Source organism: Arthrobacter sp. 10T416 (genome assembly GCF_056394165.1).
In genome coordinates this window covers 1-17,844 of the sequence record NZ_JBFTHI010000002.1, presented here as the reverse complement: position 1 = coordinate 17,844, position 17,844 = coordinate 1, and the positions used below count along the sequence as shown (strand labels likewise).

The 17,844-nt window shown below is 68.0% G+C and carries 14 protein-coding genes, 1 tRNA gene and 1 pseudogene; 8 read left to right on the top strand and 8 right to left on the bottom strand.

The annotated features are described in order from the left end of the window. Positions 1 to 9 precede the first annotated feature (9 nt). Positions 10 to 1,104, bottom strand: a complete 1,095-nt coding sequence (locus AC1DBE_RS04015; protein ID WP_476969686.1) for a PLP-dependent cysteine synthase family protein — start codon at positions 1,102 to 1,104, stop codon at positions 10 to 12. 63 nt (positions 1,105 to 1,167) lie between these two features. Between AC1DBE_RS04015 and AC1DBE_RS04010 the strand changes: the two genes are divergently transcribed. Beyond that, the gene (locus tag AC1DBE_RS04010; protein ID WP_476969685.1) at positions 1,168 to 2,007 is read left to right on the top strand and encodes a sulfurtransferase; all 840 of its coding nucleotides are present in this window, start codon (positions 1,168 to 1,170) and stop codon (positions 2,005 to 2,007) included. On the opposite strand, the gene AC1DBE_RS04005 is transcribed toward AC1DBE_RS04010, so the two are convergent. Next, a complete protein-coding gene (locus AC1DBE_RS04005; RefSeq protein WP_476969684.1) occupies positions 1,945 to 3,447 on the bottom strand; it encodes an HNH endonuclease in 1,503 nt (500 codons plus the stop codon). The two genes, AC1DBE_RS04010 and AC1DBE_RS04005, sit on opposite strands and share 63 nt — an antisense overlap. A gap of 249 nt (positions 3,448 to 3,696) precedes the next feature. Next, positions 3,697 to 4,350 carry a LysE family translocator gene (locus AC1DBE_RS04000; RefSeq protein WP_476969683.1) on the bottom strand — a complete coding sequence of 218 codons (654 nt, stop codon included), beginning with the start codon at positions 4,348 to 4,350 and terminating at the stop codon, positions 3,697 to 3,699. A gap of 114 nt (positions 4,351 to 4,464) precedes the next feature. Between AC1DBE_RS04000 and AC1DBE_RS03995 the strand changes: the two genes are divergently transcribed. Then, a complete protein-coding gene (locus AC1DBE_RS03995) occupies positions 4,465 to 5,619 on the top strand; it encodes an NAD(P)-dependent alcohol dehydrogenase (RefSeq protein ID WP_476969682.1) in 1,155 nt (384 codons plus the stop codon). Beyond that, positions 5,616 to 6,044 carry an HIT family protein gene (locus tag AC1DBE_RS03990; protein WP_476969681.1) on the top strand — a complete coding sequence of 143 codons (429 nt, stop codon included), beginning with the start codon at positions 5,616 to 5,618 and terminating at the stop codon, positions 6,042 to 6,044. Before AC1DBE_RS03995 ends, AC1DBE_RS03990 begins: the two co-directional genes overlap by 4 nt. A 13-nt stretch (positions 6,045 to 6,057) precedes the next feature. Here the strand turns inward: AC1DBE_RS03990 and hrpA are convergent, their stop codons facing one another. Beyond that, entirely contained in the window at positions 6,058 to 10,065 is a 4,008-nt protein-coding gene (hrpA, locus tag AC1DBE_RS03985; RefSeq protein ID WP_476969680.1) for an ATP-dependent RNA helicase HrpA, read from the bottom strand. A 109-nt stretch (positions 10,066 to 10,174) separates the two neighbouring features. Continuing rightward, a complete protein-coding gene (locus tag AC1DBE_RS03980) occupies positions 10,175 to 10,342 on the bottom strand; it encodes a hypothetical protein (protein WP_476877746.1) in 168 nt (55 codons plus the stop codon). A gap of 81 nt (positions 10,343 to 10,423) precedes the next feature. Here AC1DBE_RS03980 and AC1DBE_RS03975 point away from each other — a divergent pair, with 81 nt between their 5' ends. After that, positions 10,424 to 11,389, top strand: a complete 966-nt coding sequence (locus tag AC1DBE_RS03975; RefSeq protein WP_476969679.1) for a GlxA family transcriptional regulator — start codon at positions 10,424 to 10,426, stop codon at positions 11,387 to 11,389. 28 nt (positions 11,390 to 11,417) lie between these two features. Here AC1DBE_RS03975 and AC1DBE_RS03970 read toward each other — a convergent pair whose 3' ends face one another. Together AC1DBE_RS03970 and AC1DBE_RS03965 are read right to left on the bottom strand one after the other, a co-directional pair. Continuing rightward, complete coding sequence (locus AC1DBE_RS03970; protein WP_476969678.1) at positions 11,418 to 11,705, bottom strand: protealysin inhibitor emfourin; 288 nt, start codon at positions 11,703 to 11,705, stop codon at positions 11,418 to 11,420. A gap of 50 nt (positions 11,706 to 11,755) precedes the next feature. Next, positions 11,756 to 12,802 carry a M4 family metallopeptidase gene (locus AC1DBE_RS03965; protein WP_476969677.1) on the bottom strand — a complete coding sequence of 349 codons (1,047 nt, stop codon included), beginning with the start codon at positions 12,800 to 12,802 and terminating at the stop codon, positions 11,756 to 11,758. Positions 12,803 to 12,919: 117 nt separating this feature from the next. Between AC1DBE_RS03965 and AC1DBE_RS03960 the strand changes: the two genes are divergently transcribed. Further along, positions 12,920 to 13,897 (top strand): cation diffusion facilitator family transporter, encoded by a 978-nt coding sequence (locus AC1DBE_RS03960; protein WP_476969676.1) that lies wholly within the window; start codon positions 12,920 to 12,922, stop codon positions 13,895 to 13,897. Between the two features lie 66 nt (positions 13,898 to 13,963). Here AC1DBE_RS03960 and AC1DBE_RS03955 read toward each other — a convergent pair. Continuing rightward, positions 13,964 to 14,036 (bottom strand) — tRNA-Arg (locus AC1DBE_RS03955). A 183-nt stretch (positions 14,037 to 14,219) separates the two neighbouring features. Between AC1DBE_RS03955 and argS the strand changes: the two genes are divergently transcribed. From argS to AC1DBE_RS03940, 3 genes and pseudogenes are all read left to right on the top strand, one after another. Next, positions 14,220 to 15,884, top strand: coding sequence for an arginine--tRNA ligase (gene argS, locus AC1DBE_RS03950; RefSeq protein WP_476969675.1), 1,665 nt, complete (start codon positions 14,220 to 14,222; stop codon positions 15,882 to 15,884). Positions 15,885 to 15,889: 5 nt separating this feature from the next. Then, positions 15,890 to 17,356 (top strand): diaminopimelate decarboxylase, encoded by a 1,467-nt coding sequence (gene lysA / locus AC1DBE_RS03945; protein WP_476969674.1) that lies wholly within the window; start codon positions 15,890 to 15,892, stop codon positions 17,354 to 17,356. Continuing rightward, positions 17,357 to 17,844: pseudogene (locus tag AC1DBE_RS03940) on the top strand (homoserine dehydrogenase); the annotation flags it as partial.

Sequence of the window (17,844 nt, the reverse complement as noted above, 5' to 3'; positions counted from 1 at the left end):
CCCCGCTCCCTATGCGGGCCAGGCACCGGTCGCGAAGAATTCCTCGATAACGGCCTCATATGGGGCCGGGTCCAGGCCCTGCGCCTGCAGCCAGTCCGGGTTGCAGTAATTGCCCGAGTAGCGGTCGCCGCCGTCGCACATCAACGACACCACGCTGCCCCGGCGGCCCTCGGCGACCATCTCCGCGATCAGCTGCCACACGCCCCAGAGATTGGTTCCGGTGGACGGGCCCGCGTGGAGCCCGGCGTGCCGGCGCAGGTGGCGCATCGCGGCGACCGAGGCGGCATCGGGCACCTGGATCATGTGGTCGATGACAGCCGGAACAAAGCTCGGCTCCAGGCGCGGCCGCCCGATCCCCTCGATCCGGGACGGCAGCCCGGTGGCGTCCATCGTGGTGCCGCCGTCCCGGCTGGCTAGCCAGCCCGGGAAGAAAGCCGAGTTCTCGGGATCGACGACGGCGAGTGACGTGTGGTGGCGCTGGTAGCGCAAGTAGCGGCCAATCGTGGCACTGGTCCCTCCGGTGCCGGCTCCCACGACGATCCAACGCGGGACCGGGTGTTCCTCCAGGGCGAGCTGGCCGAAGATGGATTCCGCGATGTTGTTGTTGCCCCGCCAGTCGGTGGCGCGCTCGGCGTAGGTGAACTGGTCCATGTAGTGGCCGCCGGTGCTGCGGGCGAGCTCCTCGGCGGCCGCGTACACCTCGGAGGCATGGTCCACAAGGTGGCAAGTACCGCCGAACTGCTCGATCAGGGCGATCTTTTCGCGGCTGGTGGTCCGGGTCATAACGGCAATGAACGGCAGTCCCAGCAGCTGGGCGAAATACGCTTCGGAGACGGCGGTGCTTCCGCTTGAGGCCTCGACGATGGTGGTGCCCTCGCGGATCCAGCCGTTGACCAGCCCGAACAGGAACAGGGACCGGGCCAGCCGGTGTTTGAGGCTCCCGGTGCGGTGCGTCGATTCGTCCTTGAGGTACAGCTGGACACCCCAGTGCTCGGGCAGCGGCACCGAGTAGAGATGGGTGTCGGCCGACCTGTTGTTCTCCGCATTGATCCGGCGGATAGCCTCATCGGCCCAGGCCCGGTCCTGCTCGCGCTCGTTCGTCACCGCCCCAGCCTACCCGCGGGGGTGCCTACGCGGCGGTAGCAGTGGCACCGTTAGAGTGGGCGGATGAACACGCTGATGACTGTGGCCGACCTCAAGGACCGAATGGACTCCGGCGCCCGAACGGTGCTGCTGGATGTCCGCTGGGCCCTCGGCGACCCGCATGGCCGGGCCCACTACCGGGAGGCCCACATCCCCGGCGCGGTCTTTGTGGACCTTGCCTCCGAGCTTGCCGGTCCGGCCGACCCCGCCCGCGGCCGCCACCCGCTGCCGCCGCCCGCGCAGTTCCAGCAGTCCGCCCGCTCGTGGGGTATCCGTAACGGCGACGTGGTGGTGGCCTACGACAACACCGGTAACCTCGCAGCCGCCAGGCTCTGGTGGATGCTGCGCAACGCCGGATTCGAGTCCGTTTCCCTGCTCGACGGCGGCCTGGCCGCCTGGCGCGCCGCGGGCTTCGACGTCGAAAGCGGCGACGCCGGCGTGGAGCCGGGCGACGTCGCACTGACAGACGGTGCCATGCCGGCGATTGGCGCCAGCGAGGCGGCGGCCTGGTCCAGCCGGGGCCTGTTGCTCGATGCCCGGGCGGGGGAGCGCTACCGCGGCGAGATTGAGCCCGTGGACCCGCGCGCGGGACACATCCCGGGTGCCGTGAGCGCACCGACCACGGCCAACCTGGCGGCAGACGGCCGGTTCCTCCCGGCCGGCGAGCTCCGTCAGCGTTTCCTCGACCTGGGGGTCAGGGATGATGCGCCCACTGCCGTGTATTGCGGGTCCGGGGTGACAGCAGCCCACGAAGTGGCGGCACTGGAGATCGCGGGCTTCCCCGCGGATCTGTACCCCGGGTCATTCTCGGAGTGGTCGAACAACCCGTCCAACGATGTGGTCACCGGCGCCGACCCGGCCTAGGCAGCCGGCAGCCGCGCCGACCGGGAGCCCATCGGACCTTCGGGCAAGGTGTCGCTGCACCCTCCGCTGATGATGACGCGGATCAGGATGCGGATCGGGTCGGGGCACTGCCGGACATCCGGGCAGACGGGGAGCGGCGGAGGCATACTTGTGGCCTGTCGGCGTCGTGACCTCAATGGTGTGCGTGGGGCCAGGCCGCGGCTGGGCGCTCCACCCGGGCGTCTCCTTGGTGTGGTTGCAGGCTTCGCAGAGCCCCGCGCCGTTGCTGGCGGAGGTGGTGCCACCGGCGTGCCACGGGACCACGTGGTCCAGGTGACGGATCGGTGCGTCGCAGTAGGGGGAGCGGCAGGTGTCGTCGCGGGCCTGGATGAAGCGGCGCAGTCCCGCGGGGAAGAGCCGGGCCCGCGAGTCCATAGCCAGAAGTTCGCCGGTGGCCGGTGCGGTGTAGAGCCGGCGCAGCCAGGCGGCCATGGCCCGTCCGTCGCCGGGGCTGCGGGCGGGGCCGCTGGATAGGAGCTTCCGCGCCCACCCCGCAGGCACGATGCCGTAGCCGGGCACTCTCGCGGGCTCACTGTCTCCCTGCAACAGGGTGCGATCGGTCATAACAAGCTGAATTTCGATCCCCGACAGGCCGCCGGCTTTCCCGGTGGCGCGCTCCACTAAGGCGTCGGCCATTATCTGGCCGCGCGAGCGGGGATCGCCGTCGGAGCGCAGCGCACCGGCGTGCCGGATCAGTGCGGCGTGCACTGCCACACCAGCGGCGACGGGCAGCAAGGCTGTCAAGTAACACATGGTGTCCGGGGCCGGACGGAGGCTGACGTGTCGATCCGCTTCGGCGCGACTGGCACGGTCGGCCACGGACCGTGGGTCCCGGCGGTAGGCTGCTGCCCTCGCTGCGGCGGTAATGGCCCGGTCCCCGAAGCCCTCGAAGCTGCCTGCGTCGGCCGCCAACTCCTCATCCACTGCAGTGCGGTCTGCAGCGGACAGGCAGGCTGTTTCTCGCACCACAAGGGTCGCACGCCATTCGTTGAGCTGTCCGGTCTCCAGTGCGGCGAGGGTGTGAGGCATCTCCGTAACGAGCGCGGTGGCCAGTCCCAGGAGGCGGCCGCCCCGGGCTGGTGATTCACGGCGGGCCAGGGCAATCTGGGCGCCAATACCGGTGCCCAGCTTGTCCGCCGGTAGGCCGGCGTCGGCCTGTGCGCGGCACTGAAGCAGGTCAAAGGCAACCGCCAGCCTGGCCTGACGGGCTGAAACGGCGGACTTCAGTTTCTCCAGCTCCCGTATTTCGTCAATGAGGGCAGCCGGACTGGCCGGCGTCGGGATGCCGGGCAGGAGCTTGGCGAAGTCCCCGACCGTCACACGGTGGGTCAGGCGTTGGCCGGCCGAAACCGCGCGGGAGCGCCCCGTGGAAACCAGTGCCGGATTGCTGTTGCCGTCCATAGTCATACTGTTCCAGCGACCTCTGACAATATAAGCAGCGGCATAAGCGGCCGGGCAGCAGGGCCGCTGGTTCCTGAGACCCCTTGTGCCGCAACGGGGTGAGGCGGTCGATCTCCTGAAGCAGCGTGCTGGCCACGGCGCCCCCGCCGCAGAGCCAGATGTCCAGGGCCTGTGACCAGGGCTCCCTGCCCGGAGGACGCACTCCAACCCGGACCGCCGGCGTCGTAGCCGGCCAACCTTGGCAGGTTCCTAGTGCCCCGGCTCCAGGGCGAGCTTCAGGCCAAAGCCAACCAGGACCGTTCCTGTGATCCGGTCGATCACCCGGATGCTGCGGGCGCTTTTGAGCCACTTGGAAGCGAAGCCGGTCGCGAAGATCAGCAGCGTGAACCAGAGCATGGAGAACACGCAGTGCACCCCGGCCAGCAGCATTCCCATCAGCAGGGGAGAGGCCCCGGAAGGAATGAACTGCGGGATCGTGGCGATGTAGAAGACCCCGACCTTCGGATTCAGCAGGTTGGTGCCGGCCCCGGTGAGCCAGCCCCTGAACAGCTGGCGTCCGCCGGCCGCAGGCAGGGACGCTTCGGCGGGCCCCGCCGTCGTCCCGCCACTGCTGCGCCAGCTTTTCCAGAGCAGCGACAGGCCCAGCCAGGTCATGAACGCGGCGCCGGCCAGTGTCAGGAGGCGGTATGCGAGTTCGGAGGCCGCGAGCAGCGCCGAAACACCCACGGCCGCGGCAATGCCCCACACCATGGCGCCGGTGCTGATGCCCAGGGCGGTGGCAAAAGCGAAGCCGCGGGACCGCGAAATGGACGATCGCAGCACCAGCGCGGTGTCGATGCCGGGCACCAGGGTCAGCAGCCCGGCGACAACGGCGAAGGAGAGAAGGGCTTGATACACAGGCACCCTTTAAGGATAGGGCGGCTGAACGGCGGAAAAGCGGCAGCACGCCGGCCCCGTCCACCCCCGCCCGTGCGGGAAAACTGGCACCGAAACCGCTCCCGGGGGTAGCGTCGAGCCATGACTCCAGGACGCCCCGTACCGCCGCCCCTCGCCAAGCCGCTTCCCAACCTCACCGCGGCCGGCGCTGACGCCAGCGCCACGCTCGCCGCCGCGTACGGCGCCACCGCCAGCGACAGCGGCCTCGTCCCGCTGACCGTCGCCCGGCGCGCGCCCAAGGCCGACGACGTCGAGATCGCCATTGAGTTCTGCGGCCTCTGCCACTCGGACGTGCACGCCACCCGCGGCGAATGGGGCACCCAGAACTACCCGCTCGTTCCCGGGCACGAAATCGTCGGCCGCGTCACCCGCGTCGGCTCCGCCGTCGACGACTTCACGGTCGGGGAACGCGTCGGCGTCGGCTGCATGGTTGATTCCTGCCGCGAATGCGACAGCTGCCTCGACGGCCTCGAGCAGTACTGCGAAAACGGCATGACCGGAACCTACGGCGCCAAGGATGCCCGCAACGGCGGCGCCATCACCCAGGGCGGCTACTCGACGTCGATCGTCGTCGACCGGAACTACGTCCTCCGGGTTCCGGAAGGACTGGACCCCGCCGCCGCGGCACCCCTGCTCTGCGCCGGTATCACCACCTATTCGCCGCTCAACCACTTCGAGGTTGAAGAGGGCGACGTTGTGGGTGTGGTGGGCCTGGGCGGACTCGGGCACATGGCGGTCAAGATCGCCAAAGCCATGGGGGCAGAGGTCACGGTCTTCACCACCTCGGAGCGCAAGTTCGAGGCCGCCCGCGAGCTCGGTGCCGACCACGTGGTCCTGTCCACGGACCCGGCGGCCATGGAGGCCGCGGACCGCAGCATCGACGTCATCATCGACACCGTCGCCGCCCCGCACGACCTCAACCCCTTCTTCCGGACCCTGCGGGTGGACGGCGCGCTGTTCCAGCTCGGTCTGCCCTCCGAGGCGATGCCGCCGGTCAACCCCGGCGCCCTGATCCGCCGCCGGATCGCCTATGCCGGGTCTCTCATCGGCGGGATTGCAGAGACCCAGGAAATGCTGGACTTCTGTGCCGAGCACGGCGTGGTGTCCGACGTCGAAGTGGTCAGCGCGGACCAGCTGAACGAAGCCTACGACCGGATGGTGGCCGGCGACGTGAAGTACCGGTTTGTTCTGGACGCCAGCACCCTGGGGTCCCCGGCGGAAAAGGCGGACGCATGAGCACCCTGTTCACCAAGATCATCAACGGCGAGATCCCGGGCCGCTTCGTGTGGCGCGAGGACGACGTCGTCGCCTTCCTGACCGTGGGTCCGCTGGCCGACGGCCACACCCTGGTGGTCCCCACCGAGGAGGTCGACCGCTGGACCGATGCGTCGGCGGACACGGTGGGCAGGGTCATGGAGGTGGCCCGCAGGATCGGCGCCGTCCAGGTGAAGGTGTTCGACGCCGCCCGCGCGGGCCTGATCGTGGCCGGCTACGAGATCAACCACATGCACGTGCATGTTTGGCCCTCCAACTCGATGGCCGACTTCGACTTCGGCGCGGTGGACCAGCACCCGGACCCCGCCCGGCTGGACGCCAACGCGGAGAAGTTGCGGGCAGGGCTGCGCGACGCCGGCCACGGCGAGCACGTGCCGGACGCCTAGGGCCGCGAAGCCGCTAGGCCGGTGCCAGGGCCTTGTTCAGCACTGTCCGGATCCGCTTTTCGGAGACCGAATAGGCGGTGCCGAGTTCGACGGCGAAGAGGCTCACCCTGAGTTCTTCGATCATCCAGCGGACCTGGGTTAACTCGGTGCCCAGGCGCCGGCCCGGCAGCAGCGCCGAGACGGCGTCGTCGTAATCGTCCTCCAGGGCCTGGACGGCTGCCATGTGCTGGGCGTCGCGCTGGACGTTCCCGGGAAGCTTCTCCAGGCGCTTTTCGATGGCTGCGAGGTAGCGCGGCAGCTGGCTGAGCTGGGCGTAACCCGTGCGTGCCACAAAGCCGGGGTAGACCAGCTGTTCCAGCTGGCTTTTCACGTCATTGAGCGCGCTGATCAGGGCCAGGCTGGTGGTCCCCTTAAGCTGTTTTTCGATCCTCCGCGTGCTGGCCAGGACGCGTTCGACGACGGCGGTCACCGTAAAGACCGTGTCGATCAGCTCGGCCCGGACCAGTTCGTACAGGGCCTTGAACGACGCCTCGTCCCACGGCAGGGCCGCCGGTGTGAGCTTGTCGATCGCTGCCAGGGCGCAGTCCGCGATGAGGGCGGACACGGAGCCATGCGGGTTTTGGCTGAACGTCAATTTCTCGGTGTTGTTCAGGTGCTCCAGGACGTAGCGGTCCGGCGGCGGCACCTTCAGGGCGAGCAGCCGGATGACCCCGCCCCGCATGGCCTGTTCCTGCTCGGACGTGGTCTGGAACAGCCGCAACGCCACGGACGTACCCTCGTCCACCAGCGCCGGGTAGCCGGTGACTGTGTGACCCTTGACGGTGCCCTGTACCTGGCGCTGGACGGTCCCGAAGGTCCAGTCCTTCAGCCCGGACAGTTCAGTGAATCCGGCGGGGCCGGTAGCCTGGCGTGCCGGCGCGGCGTCAGGCGCAGCGTTCTTGCCGTCCCTCTGTCCATTGCCACGGTTACCGGACTTGGCCCCCACTGTGGAGGGCGTGGCGCCGAGGGACTCGGCAATGGCGCGGCGGGTGGCGGGGGCCAGCTTCTCCTGCAGGGCGGCGAGGTCTTTGCCTTCGTCCAGTACCTTGCCGCTGGAGTCGACCACGCGGAAGCTGACCCGCAGGTGGGCCGGCACGGCGTCCCAGTTCCAGGATCCTGCCGGGATGACCTGGCCGCGGATCCGGCGCAGCACCAGTTCCAGTGACGGCTCGAGTTCATCGGCGGCGGGATCGAAGTCGGCTTCGAGGGCTGCGACGGCCTGCCGTGCGACGTCGGGAGCCGGGACGAAGTTCTTCCGGACCTGCTTGGGCAGGGACTTGATCAGGGCCGTCACCAGCTCCACCCGCTGGCCGGGAATCAGCCAGCGGAATGCGGCGTCGTCCAGCTGGTTCAGGAACAGGACGGGCACTTCGGCCGTGACGCCGTCGGACGGATTCGGCGGCGAGCCCGGAGCCACCGGATGGAACTCGTAGCTCAGCGGCAGGTCGAAGCCCTTGTGCTGCCAGGTCTTCGGGTAGGCAGAGTCATCCAGGGCGTCGGCGTCCTCGCTGATGAGCAGTGACTGGTCAAAGTCCAGCAGCGCGGGTTCCTGCTGGCGTGCTTCCTTCCACCACTTGTCGAAGTGGCGTTCGGACACTACGTCCTTGCCGACGCGGGCGTCGTAGAACCCGAACAGGGCCTCGTCGTCCACGAGGATGTCCCGGCGGCGCATCCGGGCCTCCAGCTCCTCGACTTCCTGCAGCAGGGCACGGTTTCGGTGGAAGAACTTATGGTGGGTCTGCCAATCACCCTCCACCAGGGCATGCCGGATGAATAACTCGCGGGACAGCTCCGGATCCACCCGCCCGTAGTTAACCCGCCTGCTGGGGATGATCGGCACGCCGTACAGCGTGACCTTCTCATGGGCCATCACCGAGCCCATCTTCTTGGACCAGTGCGGCTCGCTGTAGCTGCGTTTGACCAGGTCGGGCGCCACCTGCTCGGCCCAGAGGGGATCGAATTTCGCGGCTACCCGGGCCCAGAGCCTGCTCGTTTCCACCAGCTCGGCGGCCATCACAAAGGTGGGGGATTTCTTGAACAGGGCGGAGCCGGGGAAGATCGCGAACCGGCTGCCGCGCGCGCCGGCGTACTCGCGTTTGCGTTCGTCGAGGATACCGATATGGCTCAGCAGGCCCGAGAGCAGGCTGATATGGATGCCTTCGTGGTTGCCCACGGGATCGGTGAGCCGCTTGTTATCGAGGCTGATGCCCAGCGGCCGGGCGAGCTGGCGCAGCTGGGCAAACAGGTCCTGCCATTCCCGGACGCGCAAGTAGTTGATGAACTCGGTGCGGCACAGCCGGCGGAAAGCGGTGGAGGAGAGCTCCTGCTGCTTCTCCTGCACGTAGTTCCACAGGTTCAGGTAGCCCGTGAAATCGGAGTTCTCGTCCCGGAACCGCGCGTGTTTCTCCGCGGCGAGCTGCTGCTTGTCGGTCGGGCGCTCGCGCGGGTCCTGGATGGTCAGCGCAGCGGCCAGGATCATGACCTCGCGGACGCAGCCACGCTTCCCGGACTCGACGATCATCCGGCCCAGCCGCGGATCCACCGGGAGTTGGGCCAGCTGCTGTCCGACGGCGGTCAGCCCGCCCCCGTTGCGGTTGTTGCGGTTGGTCCCGCCGTTCCGGCCGCCGCGCGCGCCGGCGTCGCCCGCGGGCTCCTGGCTGCGGACGGCATTCAGGGCGCCGAGCTCGCGCAGGAGGGAGACGCCGTCGTTGATGGCGCGGGAATCCGGCGGCTCAACGAACGGGAAGTTCTCCACGTCCTTGGGTCCCCGGGCCACGCCCATGGCGGTCATCTGTAGGATGACGGCGGCGAGGTTGGTGCGGAGGATTTCCGGGTCGGTGAACTGCGGGCGGGACTCGAAGTCTTCCTCGGAGTAGAGCCGGATGGCGATGCCGTCGGAGACGCGCCCGCACCGGCCGGAGCGCTGGTTGGCCGAGGCCTGGGAGACCCGCTCGATGGGCAGGCGCTGGACCTTGGTCCGGTGCGAGTACCGCGAAATCCGGGCGGTGCCGGTGTCGATGACGTACTTGATGCCGGGAACAGTGAGCGAGGTTTCGGCGACGTTGGTGGCCAGGACAATCCGGCGCTTGCTGCCGGGGTGAAACACCTTGTGCTGCTCCTGGAGGCTCAGGCGGGCGAAGAGCGGCAGCACTTCGGTGCCGGCGAGCCGCCGGTTGGCCTGGATCCGGGCGTTGAGCGCCTCCGCGGCGTCCCGGATCTCGCGCTCGCCGGAGAAGAAGATGAGGATGTCGCCGGGGGCCTCCGTGGCGAGCTCGTCGACGGCGTCGCACACGGCGTCCAGCGGGTCGCGGTCTTCCTCGAGTTCGTCGTCGGAACCCTCGCCGTCACCATCGGCGCCTGGACCACCGGCCGGCTGGGACAGCGGACGGTAGCGGATTTCCACCGGGAATGTCCGGCCGGACACTTCGATGATGGGGGAGGGGTCCTCCTCGCTGCCGAAGTGCTTGGCGAAGCGCTCCGGATCGATGGTGGCGGAGGTGATGATGATCTTCAGGTCCGGGCGCTGGGGCAGGATGCGCTTCAGGTAGCCGAGGATGAAGTCGATGTTGAGGCTGCGTTCGTGGGCCTCGTCGATGATGATCGCGTTGTATTTGCGCAGCAGCTTGTCGCGCTGGATCTCGGCCAGCAGGATGCCGTCGGTCATCAGCTTGACCTTGGTGGAGCGGCTGACCTCGCCGGTGAAGCGGACCTGGAAACCAACTTCCTGGCCGATCTCCACACCAAGTTCCTCGGCAATGCGCTCAGCCACGGTCCGGGCGGCGAGCCGCCGGGGCTGCGTGTGTCCGATCAGGCCGTTCTCGCCCAGTCCGAGCTCCAGGCACATCTTGGGGATCTGGGTGGTCTTACCGGAGCCCGTCTCGCCGGCGATGATGGTCACCTGGTTCGCGGCGATGGCGGCCATCAGGTCCTCGCGCCGTTCGGAGACCGGCAGTTCGGCGGGGTAGGAGATATGCAGTGTCATGGCTGAAAACAGTCTACTGTCCGCCGCACCGGGCAGAGAGTTGCCCGGTCCCTGGCGGGGCCGGGCAGCAGGTGGGGTTGGTGATTGGGGGTGCGGGGCGCCCTGCGGGCTAGAAGAACCGCAGGCTGTAGCTGGTGCTGGGAAGGTCGTGGGCCATCCAGTACTCTTCCGAACGGACAGGGGGATTGTGGCCGAGCCCGTCCTTCCGGAGGCTCCGGAGGGTGGCGGCCACGGCGGCGAGGACCAGGATGATGAGGGCAATTCCGATGAGTTCCATACCTCCATGGTTCTCCGGTACTGGATCCGAAAAAAGTGGCAGAAACGACCAAAAAACTATAATTTCTGCCACACTGGATACATGATCAAATCAGTGGCAATGATTGTGGTTCCCAACTTCTCGGTCTTCGAATTCGGGACCGCTTTCGAGGTGTTCGGTGTGGACCGGTCGGACCGCGGATCCGGGGTCCCCGCCTTTGATTTCCGGGTCTGCACGCCGGAGCCCGGGGATGTGCCCATGAAGTCGGGGCTGTCCATGCACGTGCCGCTCGGACTGGCGGCGGCCGCGGACGCGGACCTGGTCATCATGACTCCGTTCGGCAAGGACTCCGATGTGCCGGAGTCCGTGCTGGAGGCGCTGCGGGCCGCGCATGCACGCGGGGCCTGGGTCATGTCGATCTGCTCCGGGGCCTTTGCGCTGGCCCGGGCGGGCCTGCTGGATGGCCGCCGCTGCACCACCCACTGGCACTACTCGCAGGAGCTCGCCAGCCGGTACCCGGCGGCGCTCGTGGACGAAAACGTGCTCTATGTGCAGGACGGCCGAATCATCACCAGCGCCGGCACGGCCGCGGGAATCGACGCCAGCCTGCATCTGGTCCGGGTGGAACTGGGCGCCAACGTGGCAGCCAGCATCGCGCGCGACATGGTGGTTCCGCCGCACCGCGACGGAGGGCAGGCGCAGTTCATTGACCGCCCGATGCCGCGCTGCGGATCCCAGCCGATGGAGGAGCTCCTGCGCTGGATGGTCCGGAACCTGGACGAGGACCACTCCGTCAATGAACTCGCCGCGCGCGTGCATATGTCCCCTCGGACGTTCGCCCGCCGTTTCCGTGCCGAGACCGGCGCCACGCCGGCTGCCTGGCTGAACTCCCAACGGGTCCTCCGCGCCCAGGAACTCCTGGAAACAACCGACCTCAATATCGACGAGATCGCCCGTGAATCCGGGTTCGGCCACTCGGTGCTGCTCCGCCACCACTTCGCCAAGGTGCTCGACACCAGCCCGCAGTCATACCGGCGCACCTTCCGCGGGCACTTGGCGGCGGTCTAGGTCCCTCTGGCCTGGTGCTAGGACTCTGTCAAGCCTCGGCCGGCGGGTCTTCGCCGGCGGAAGCCCGGGCACAGTCAACCAGGGCACGCCAGGGTCCGGTGACGTGCCGCTCGGGCAGGGTGGCGCGGCGCTGGCCGGCACGGATCCGGTAAACGAAGCGGTCGGGCTGTCCGGTGTCGTCCCCGGGCAGGTTGTCCCACGGGCAGGCTTCGATGAGGCCCTGCCACTGGTCCATGGCGTCGGGAGTCTCCGGCTGCACGCTCCAGACACGCTGGATCCCGGCTACGCCGCCGCTGCGCTGAACCGTGATCTTCATGGGTGTCTCTCCACCGGGACTCGTCGTCGTGCTCGGTCGGCACGTGCCGCTTACAGCCTCACTTTCACAGTTTCCCACGCCTTCCGGACGGCGTCATGCTCTGCCGACTCCGCACCGAAGAGCTCCTGGGCGGAGGCCGCCGTGGCCTTGGCGAAGGCACTGAACGTGGCAGTTGGCTTCAGCGAACCTCCGGTCAGGGTCTCGTACCAGATCCGCCCGGGGGTTTCCCAGGCGTTTCCTCCGATAGCCGCCGCCACAAGGTAGAACGCGCGGTTCGGGATCCCGGAGTTAAGGTGCACCCCGCCGTTGTCCGAACTGGTGCGGACATAGGAATCCATCGAGTCCGGCTGCGGATCCTTGCCAAGCACGTCGTCGTCGTACGCGGTCCCGGGCGCCTTCATGGAGCGCAGGGCAACGCCCTGCACCTGGTCGGTGAAGAGGCCCTCGCCGATCAGCCAGCTGGCCTGATCGGCCGTCTGCTGTTTGACGAACTGCTCCACGAGCGCACCGAAGACGTCCGAGACGGACTCGTTCAGGGCGCCGGATTGATTGCGGTAGGTGAGTCCGGCGGAAAACTGTGTGACGCCGTGCGTGAGCTCATGGCCGATCACGCTCATGGAGGCCGTGAACCGGTTGAAGACCTGGCCGTCGCCGTCGCCAAAGACCATTTGCCGGCCGTCCCAGAAAGCGTTGTCATAGCGCTGGCCGAAGTGCACCGTCGCGTCCAGCGGCAGGCCGTTGCCGTCAATGGAATTGCGGCCGAAGGCATCCGCGTACAGCCGGTGCGTGTGGCCCAGGCCGTCGTAGGCCTCATCCGCCGCGGGGTCCCCGGTGGCGTTCTCGCCCTCCTTGCGGACCAGCACCCCCGGCAGGTTCTCCGAGGTCTTTGCGTCGTAGATGGTCCGCTGCGGCGGCCCCGGTGTGAGCTGCCGCAGGCCCGGGGGCGTTGCCGGCGCGGGCAGGGCCCGGGACGCCTGGAAGGTCCTGACGTGCTGCAGGGCTTCCTTGGCGGCGCGGGCGGCGATCAGCAGCCGTGGTTCATGCTGCTGGGCTGCCAGCCGGCGCAGCAGGTAAGGCGGGATGATGGAGCAGTACATGTTGAGACCCCTTAACTTCAGCCGATGCGAACAGCCTACGAGCGGGCTCCGACAATTGGCAGGGGTCGGTCCGGCAGTCACCCTCACAAACCGGCTGCCGTTGGATACGGTAGGCCCATGGCGGAATCGGAAAAGCGGAAAAAGCCCGGCTCGACCCTGGTAACGGTGATCATCGCCTTCGCGGCGAATTTCCTCGTCGCAGCGGCAAAGACGGTCGCCGCGCTGCTGTCCGGGTCCGCATCGATGACGGCGGAGGCTGCGCACTCCTGGGCGGACACCGGCAACCAGATCTTCCTGTTCTTCGCCGAACGGCGGTCGGCCCGGCCACGGGACAAGAGCCACCCCATGGGGTACGGCCGGGAAGCCTACGTCTGGTCGATGTTCGCAGCCTTCGGGCTCTTCACCGCCGGGGCAGTGGTGTCCATCATGCACGGGATCCAGCAAATCATTGCCCCCGAGCCGGCAGCGGACTTCACCATCGCCTATGTGGTGCTGGCCGTTGCGTTCGTATTTGAGGGAATCTCCTTCATCCAGGCGTTCCGGCAAACCCGGAAGGCGGCCCGGCAGCTGGACCGGCACACCCTGGAGCAGGTCCTGATCAGCTCGGACCCCACACTGCGTGCCGTCTTTGCGGAAGACGCCGCCGCGCTGATCGGCCTCGTGGTGGCCTTTGCCGGCATCTTCCTGCACCAGGTCACCGGCTCGCCGATTCCGGACGCCGTGGGCTCGATCGTCGTCGGGGTGCTGCTGGCCGTCGTCGCCGTCGTGCTGATCGACCGCAACCGGCGCTTCCTGGTGGGCCAGGGCGTCACACGGGACATCGAACGCTCCATGGCCCAGCGGGTGCTCGAGCACCAGGAGATCGCCCGTCTGACCTACCTGCACCTGGAATTTGTGGGCCCCCGGCGGCTGTACCTTGTTGCCGCCGTCGACCTGCAGGGGGACCACCCGGAACACGAGGTGGCCGTGGCCCTGCGCCGCATCGAGCGGGAACTGGAGGACCACGAAACGGTGGAAGAAGCCGTCCTGACCCTGGCCACCCCGGACGAACCGGAGCTGGAGTTCAGCGCCGGGGCCAGCCGCGACGCCAGCTGAGCGGACAACAAACACCCCGGACAGCAAAAACCCCGCCGTTTCACTGAAACGGCGGGGTTTTGTGTGTGCCCTCGATAGGATTCGAACCTACGACCTTCTGCTCCGGAGGCAGACGCTCTATCCCCTGAGCTACGAGGGCAATCAGGGATCCTGCCGTGACCGGCGGGACGTCCTAGAGCTTAGCAGGAAGGTGGGCTCCAAACGAAAATCCGCCGCCCGGGCACGGCGCCGCATCCAACAGCGCATCCATCAGGGGGAGCGGCAGCCCCGGATGATGGCGCCATAATTCCACCGGACTGCGGGCCTTCGGTAGGCTAGAACCGTGACCCCAGAAGAACTCTCCCTCGCCATATCCGCCTGCCTGAAGGACGCCGTCGCCGCTGGTGACATTGCCCTCGCCGCCACTGATATCCCGGAGGCGGTACGCGTGGAGCGGCCGAAGAACAGGGACCACGGCGACTGGGCCACCAACATCGCGCTGCAGCTGGCCAAAGCGGCGGGTACCAACCCGCGGCAGCTGGCCGGGCTGCTGAGCGAGCGGCTCGCCTCGATCGAGGGCGTCTCCGCCGTCGACATCGCCGGCCCGGGGTTCCTGAACATCACGGTCGATGCCGCGGCCGCCGGTGCCCTTGCCAAAGCCATCGTCGAGGCGGGAACCGCATATGGGACCAACACCGCGCTCGCGGGCCGCACGGTCAACATGGAATTCGTCTCCGCCAACCCCACCGGTCCGCTGCACATTGGCCACACCCGCTGGGCCGCCCTGGGCGACTCCATCGCCCGGGTCCTGCGGGCTTCCGGTGCCGACGTCACTGCCGAGTACTACATCAACGACGCCGGCTCGCAGATGGACGTCTTCGCGCACTCGGTGCTGTCCCGGCTGCACGGCCGGGGCGTTCCGGAGGGCGGCTACCCGGGCGAATACATCGCCGACCTCGGCCACGAGGTCCTGACCCGGCACCCGGACATCCGCGAACTCACCGACGTCGCTGCCCTTCCCGTGATCCGCGGCGCGGCCTACAAGGCCCAGCTGCACGACATCAAGCAGACCCTCGCGGAGTTCGGCGTCGAGTTCGATGTCTTCTTCTCCGAGCAGGAACTGCACGACGCCGGCGCCATTGCCGACGCCGTCGCCCGGCTCCGGGAACAGGGCCACGTGTACGACGACGGCGGCGCGGTCTGGCTGCGCACCACCGACTTCGGCGACGACAAGGACCGCGTGATGATCCGCGCGAACGGCGAGCCAACATACTTCGCCGCCGACGCCGCGTACTACCTGTCCAAAAAGGACCGCGGCTTCACCGAGAAGATCTACCTGCTCGGCGCCGACCACCACGGCTACATCAACCGGCTCAAGGCCATCGCGGCCGCGGCCGGCGACGATCCCGAGGTCAACATCGAGGTGCTGATCGGCCAGCTGGTCTCCGTCAACGGCGCCAAGCTGTCCAAGCGGGCCGGCAACATCATCGAACTCAAGGACCTCATCTCCTGGCTGGGCAAGGACGCCGTCCGCTACTCCCTGGCCCGCTTCCCGGCCGACTCCCCGCTGACCCTGGATCCTGAGCTGCTCAAAAAGCACAGCAACGAGAACCCGGTGTTCTACGTCCAGTACGCGCACGCCCGGTCCCGCGGCGCGGCACGCAACGCCGTGGCCGCCGGGGTCGAAAGGAGTGTGGACGGCAAGGACAGTTTTGACGCGTCCCTGCTGGACCACCCGACCGAAAACGAGCTGCTCTCCCACCTGGGCAGCTACCCGTCGATTGTGGCCAAGGCTGCCGAGCTCCGCGAGCCGCACCGCGTGGCCCGCCACCTGGAAGTCATCGCGGGGGCCTACCACCGCTGGTACGACGCCTGCCGCGTGGCACCCTTGGGCGAGGAACCCATTACGGACCTGAACCGGACCCGGCTGTGGCTCAACGACGCCACCAGCCAGGTGTTGGCCAACGGACTGGAACTGCTGGGCGTTTCGGCGCCGGAACGGATGTGAACGCCATGACCGCGACACCGGATCAAAGCAACACCGCCTCCCCGCTCGCCCCGGACTGGCTCGCCGTCCCGGACGACCTGAACGCGCTGCACACCCCGATGTGGGCGGAGGGCGTGGCCAGGAACGACGGCGGCGAGCTGGCCATCGACGGCATCCCGGTCAGCGAACTGCAGCGGCAGTTCGGGACACCGCTGTTTGTTATGAGCGAGACCGATTTCCGGGCCCGGGCCCGGGCCTTCCAGGACGCCTTCAACGAGGCGTTCGCCGATATCTGCGGGGGAGTGGACGTCTACTACGCCGGAAAGTCGTTCCTGTGCACCGCCGTCGTCCGCTGGGTGGAGGAGGAAGGGCTCCGGCTGGACACCGCGTCCGGCGGGGAACTGGCCGTCGCGGCCAGTGCCGGCATTCCCGGTGCCGCCGTGGCCCTGCACGGGAACAACAAGTCCGACGCCGAGATTCACCGGGCCCTGGACATGAAGCTCGGCCGGATCGTCGTCGACAGCCTCGACGAGCTGCAGCGCGTGGCTGCGATCGCGGCCAATCGGGGCGAGACGGCCAAGGTGATGCTGCGGCTGACCCCCGGCGTGCACGCCCACACCCACGAATTCATTGCCACCGCGCACGAGGACCAGAAGTTCGGCCTCTCTATGGCCGGCGACTCCACGGACCAGGCCGGCCTGTCCGCCGCCGAAGAGGCTGTGGCGGCCGCGGCGGGCCATGACAGCATCGAGTTGCTGGGGCTGCACTGCCACATCGGGTCCCAGATCTTCGAGCCGGACGGCTTCGCCCTGGCCGCGGAAAAACTGCTGGACTTCCTCGCCGCCATGCAGGCCAAGTACTCGATCGTGCTGCCCGAACTGGACCTTGGCGGCGGCTACGGCATCGCCTACACCCCGGTGGACACCCCGCGGCCGCCGGCCGAAATCGCCCAGGCGATGGCCGCCGTCGTCCGCGCGAAAGTCGCCGAACTCGGCATCACCGCGCCGCGGATCTCGATTGAACCCGGACGCGCGATCGTCGGAACCAGCACTTTTACCCTCTACGAGGTGGGAACCCTCAAGACGGTCCGGGTGGATGCGCCGGAAAACGGCGCAGAAAACGTTACGTTCCCGCGCCGTTATGTGTCGGTCGACGGCGGCATGAGCGACAACGCCCGCCCGGTGCTCTACGACGCGGATTATTCAGCCGTGGTGGCGTCGCGCAGCACCGATTCGGCGGCGCAGCTGTCCCGAGTGGTGGGCAAACATTGCGAGAGCGGCGACATAGTTGTTAGAGATGTATATCTGCCCGAGGACGTGGCAGCCGGTGATCTGCTCGCTGTACCGGGGACCGGCGCCTACTGCTGGGCCCTGTCAAGCAATTACAACTATCTGGCCCGGCCGGGCGTTGTCGCGGTACGCGATGGATCAGTCCGGCTCATTGTCCGCGGCGAAACCGAACAAGATCTGCTGAACCGCGACATGGGAGTCTGAATGACGGAAATGCGAACCCTGAAAGTGGCCCTGCTGGGCTGTGGCAACGTCGGAGCCCAGGTTGCGCGGATCCTCATTGACGACGCCGAGGCCCTGGCGTCCCGCACCGGAGCCCGCCTCGAACTGAGCGGCATCGCCGTGCGCAACCCGGATGCCCGGCGCGACGTCGAACTGCCCCAGGACCTCTTCACCACTGACGCCGAGGCTCTGGTCAAGGACGCGGACCTCGTCATCGAACTGATGGGCGGCATCGAGCCGGCGCGCGGCCTGATCCTGACCGCCATCCGGCATGGCGCGTCCGTGGTGACCGGCAACAAGGCACTGCTCGCCCAGGACGGACCGACCCTCTACGAGGAGGCGGACAAGGCAGGCGTTCAGCTCTCCTACGAGGCCGCCGTCGCGGGTGCCATCCCGATCCTGCGCCCCATCCGGGACAGCCTCTCCGGCGACCGGATCACCCGGGTCCTGGGCATCGTCAACGGCACCAC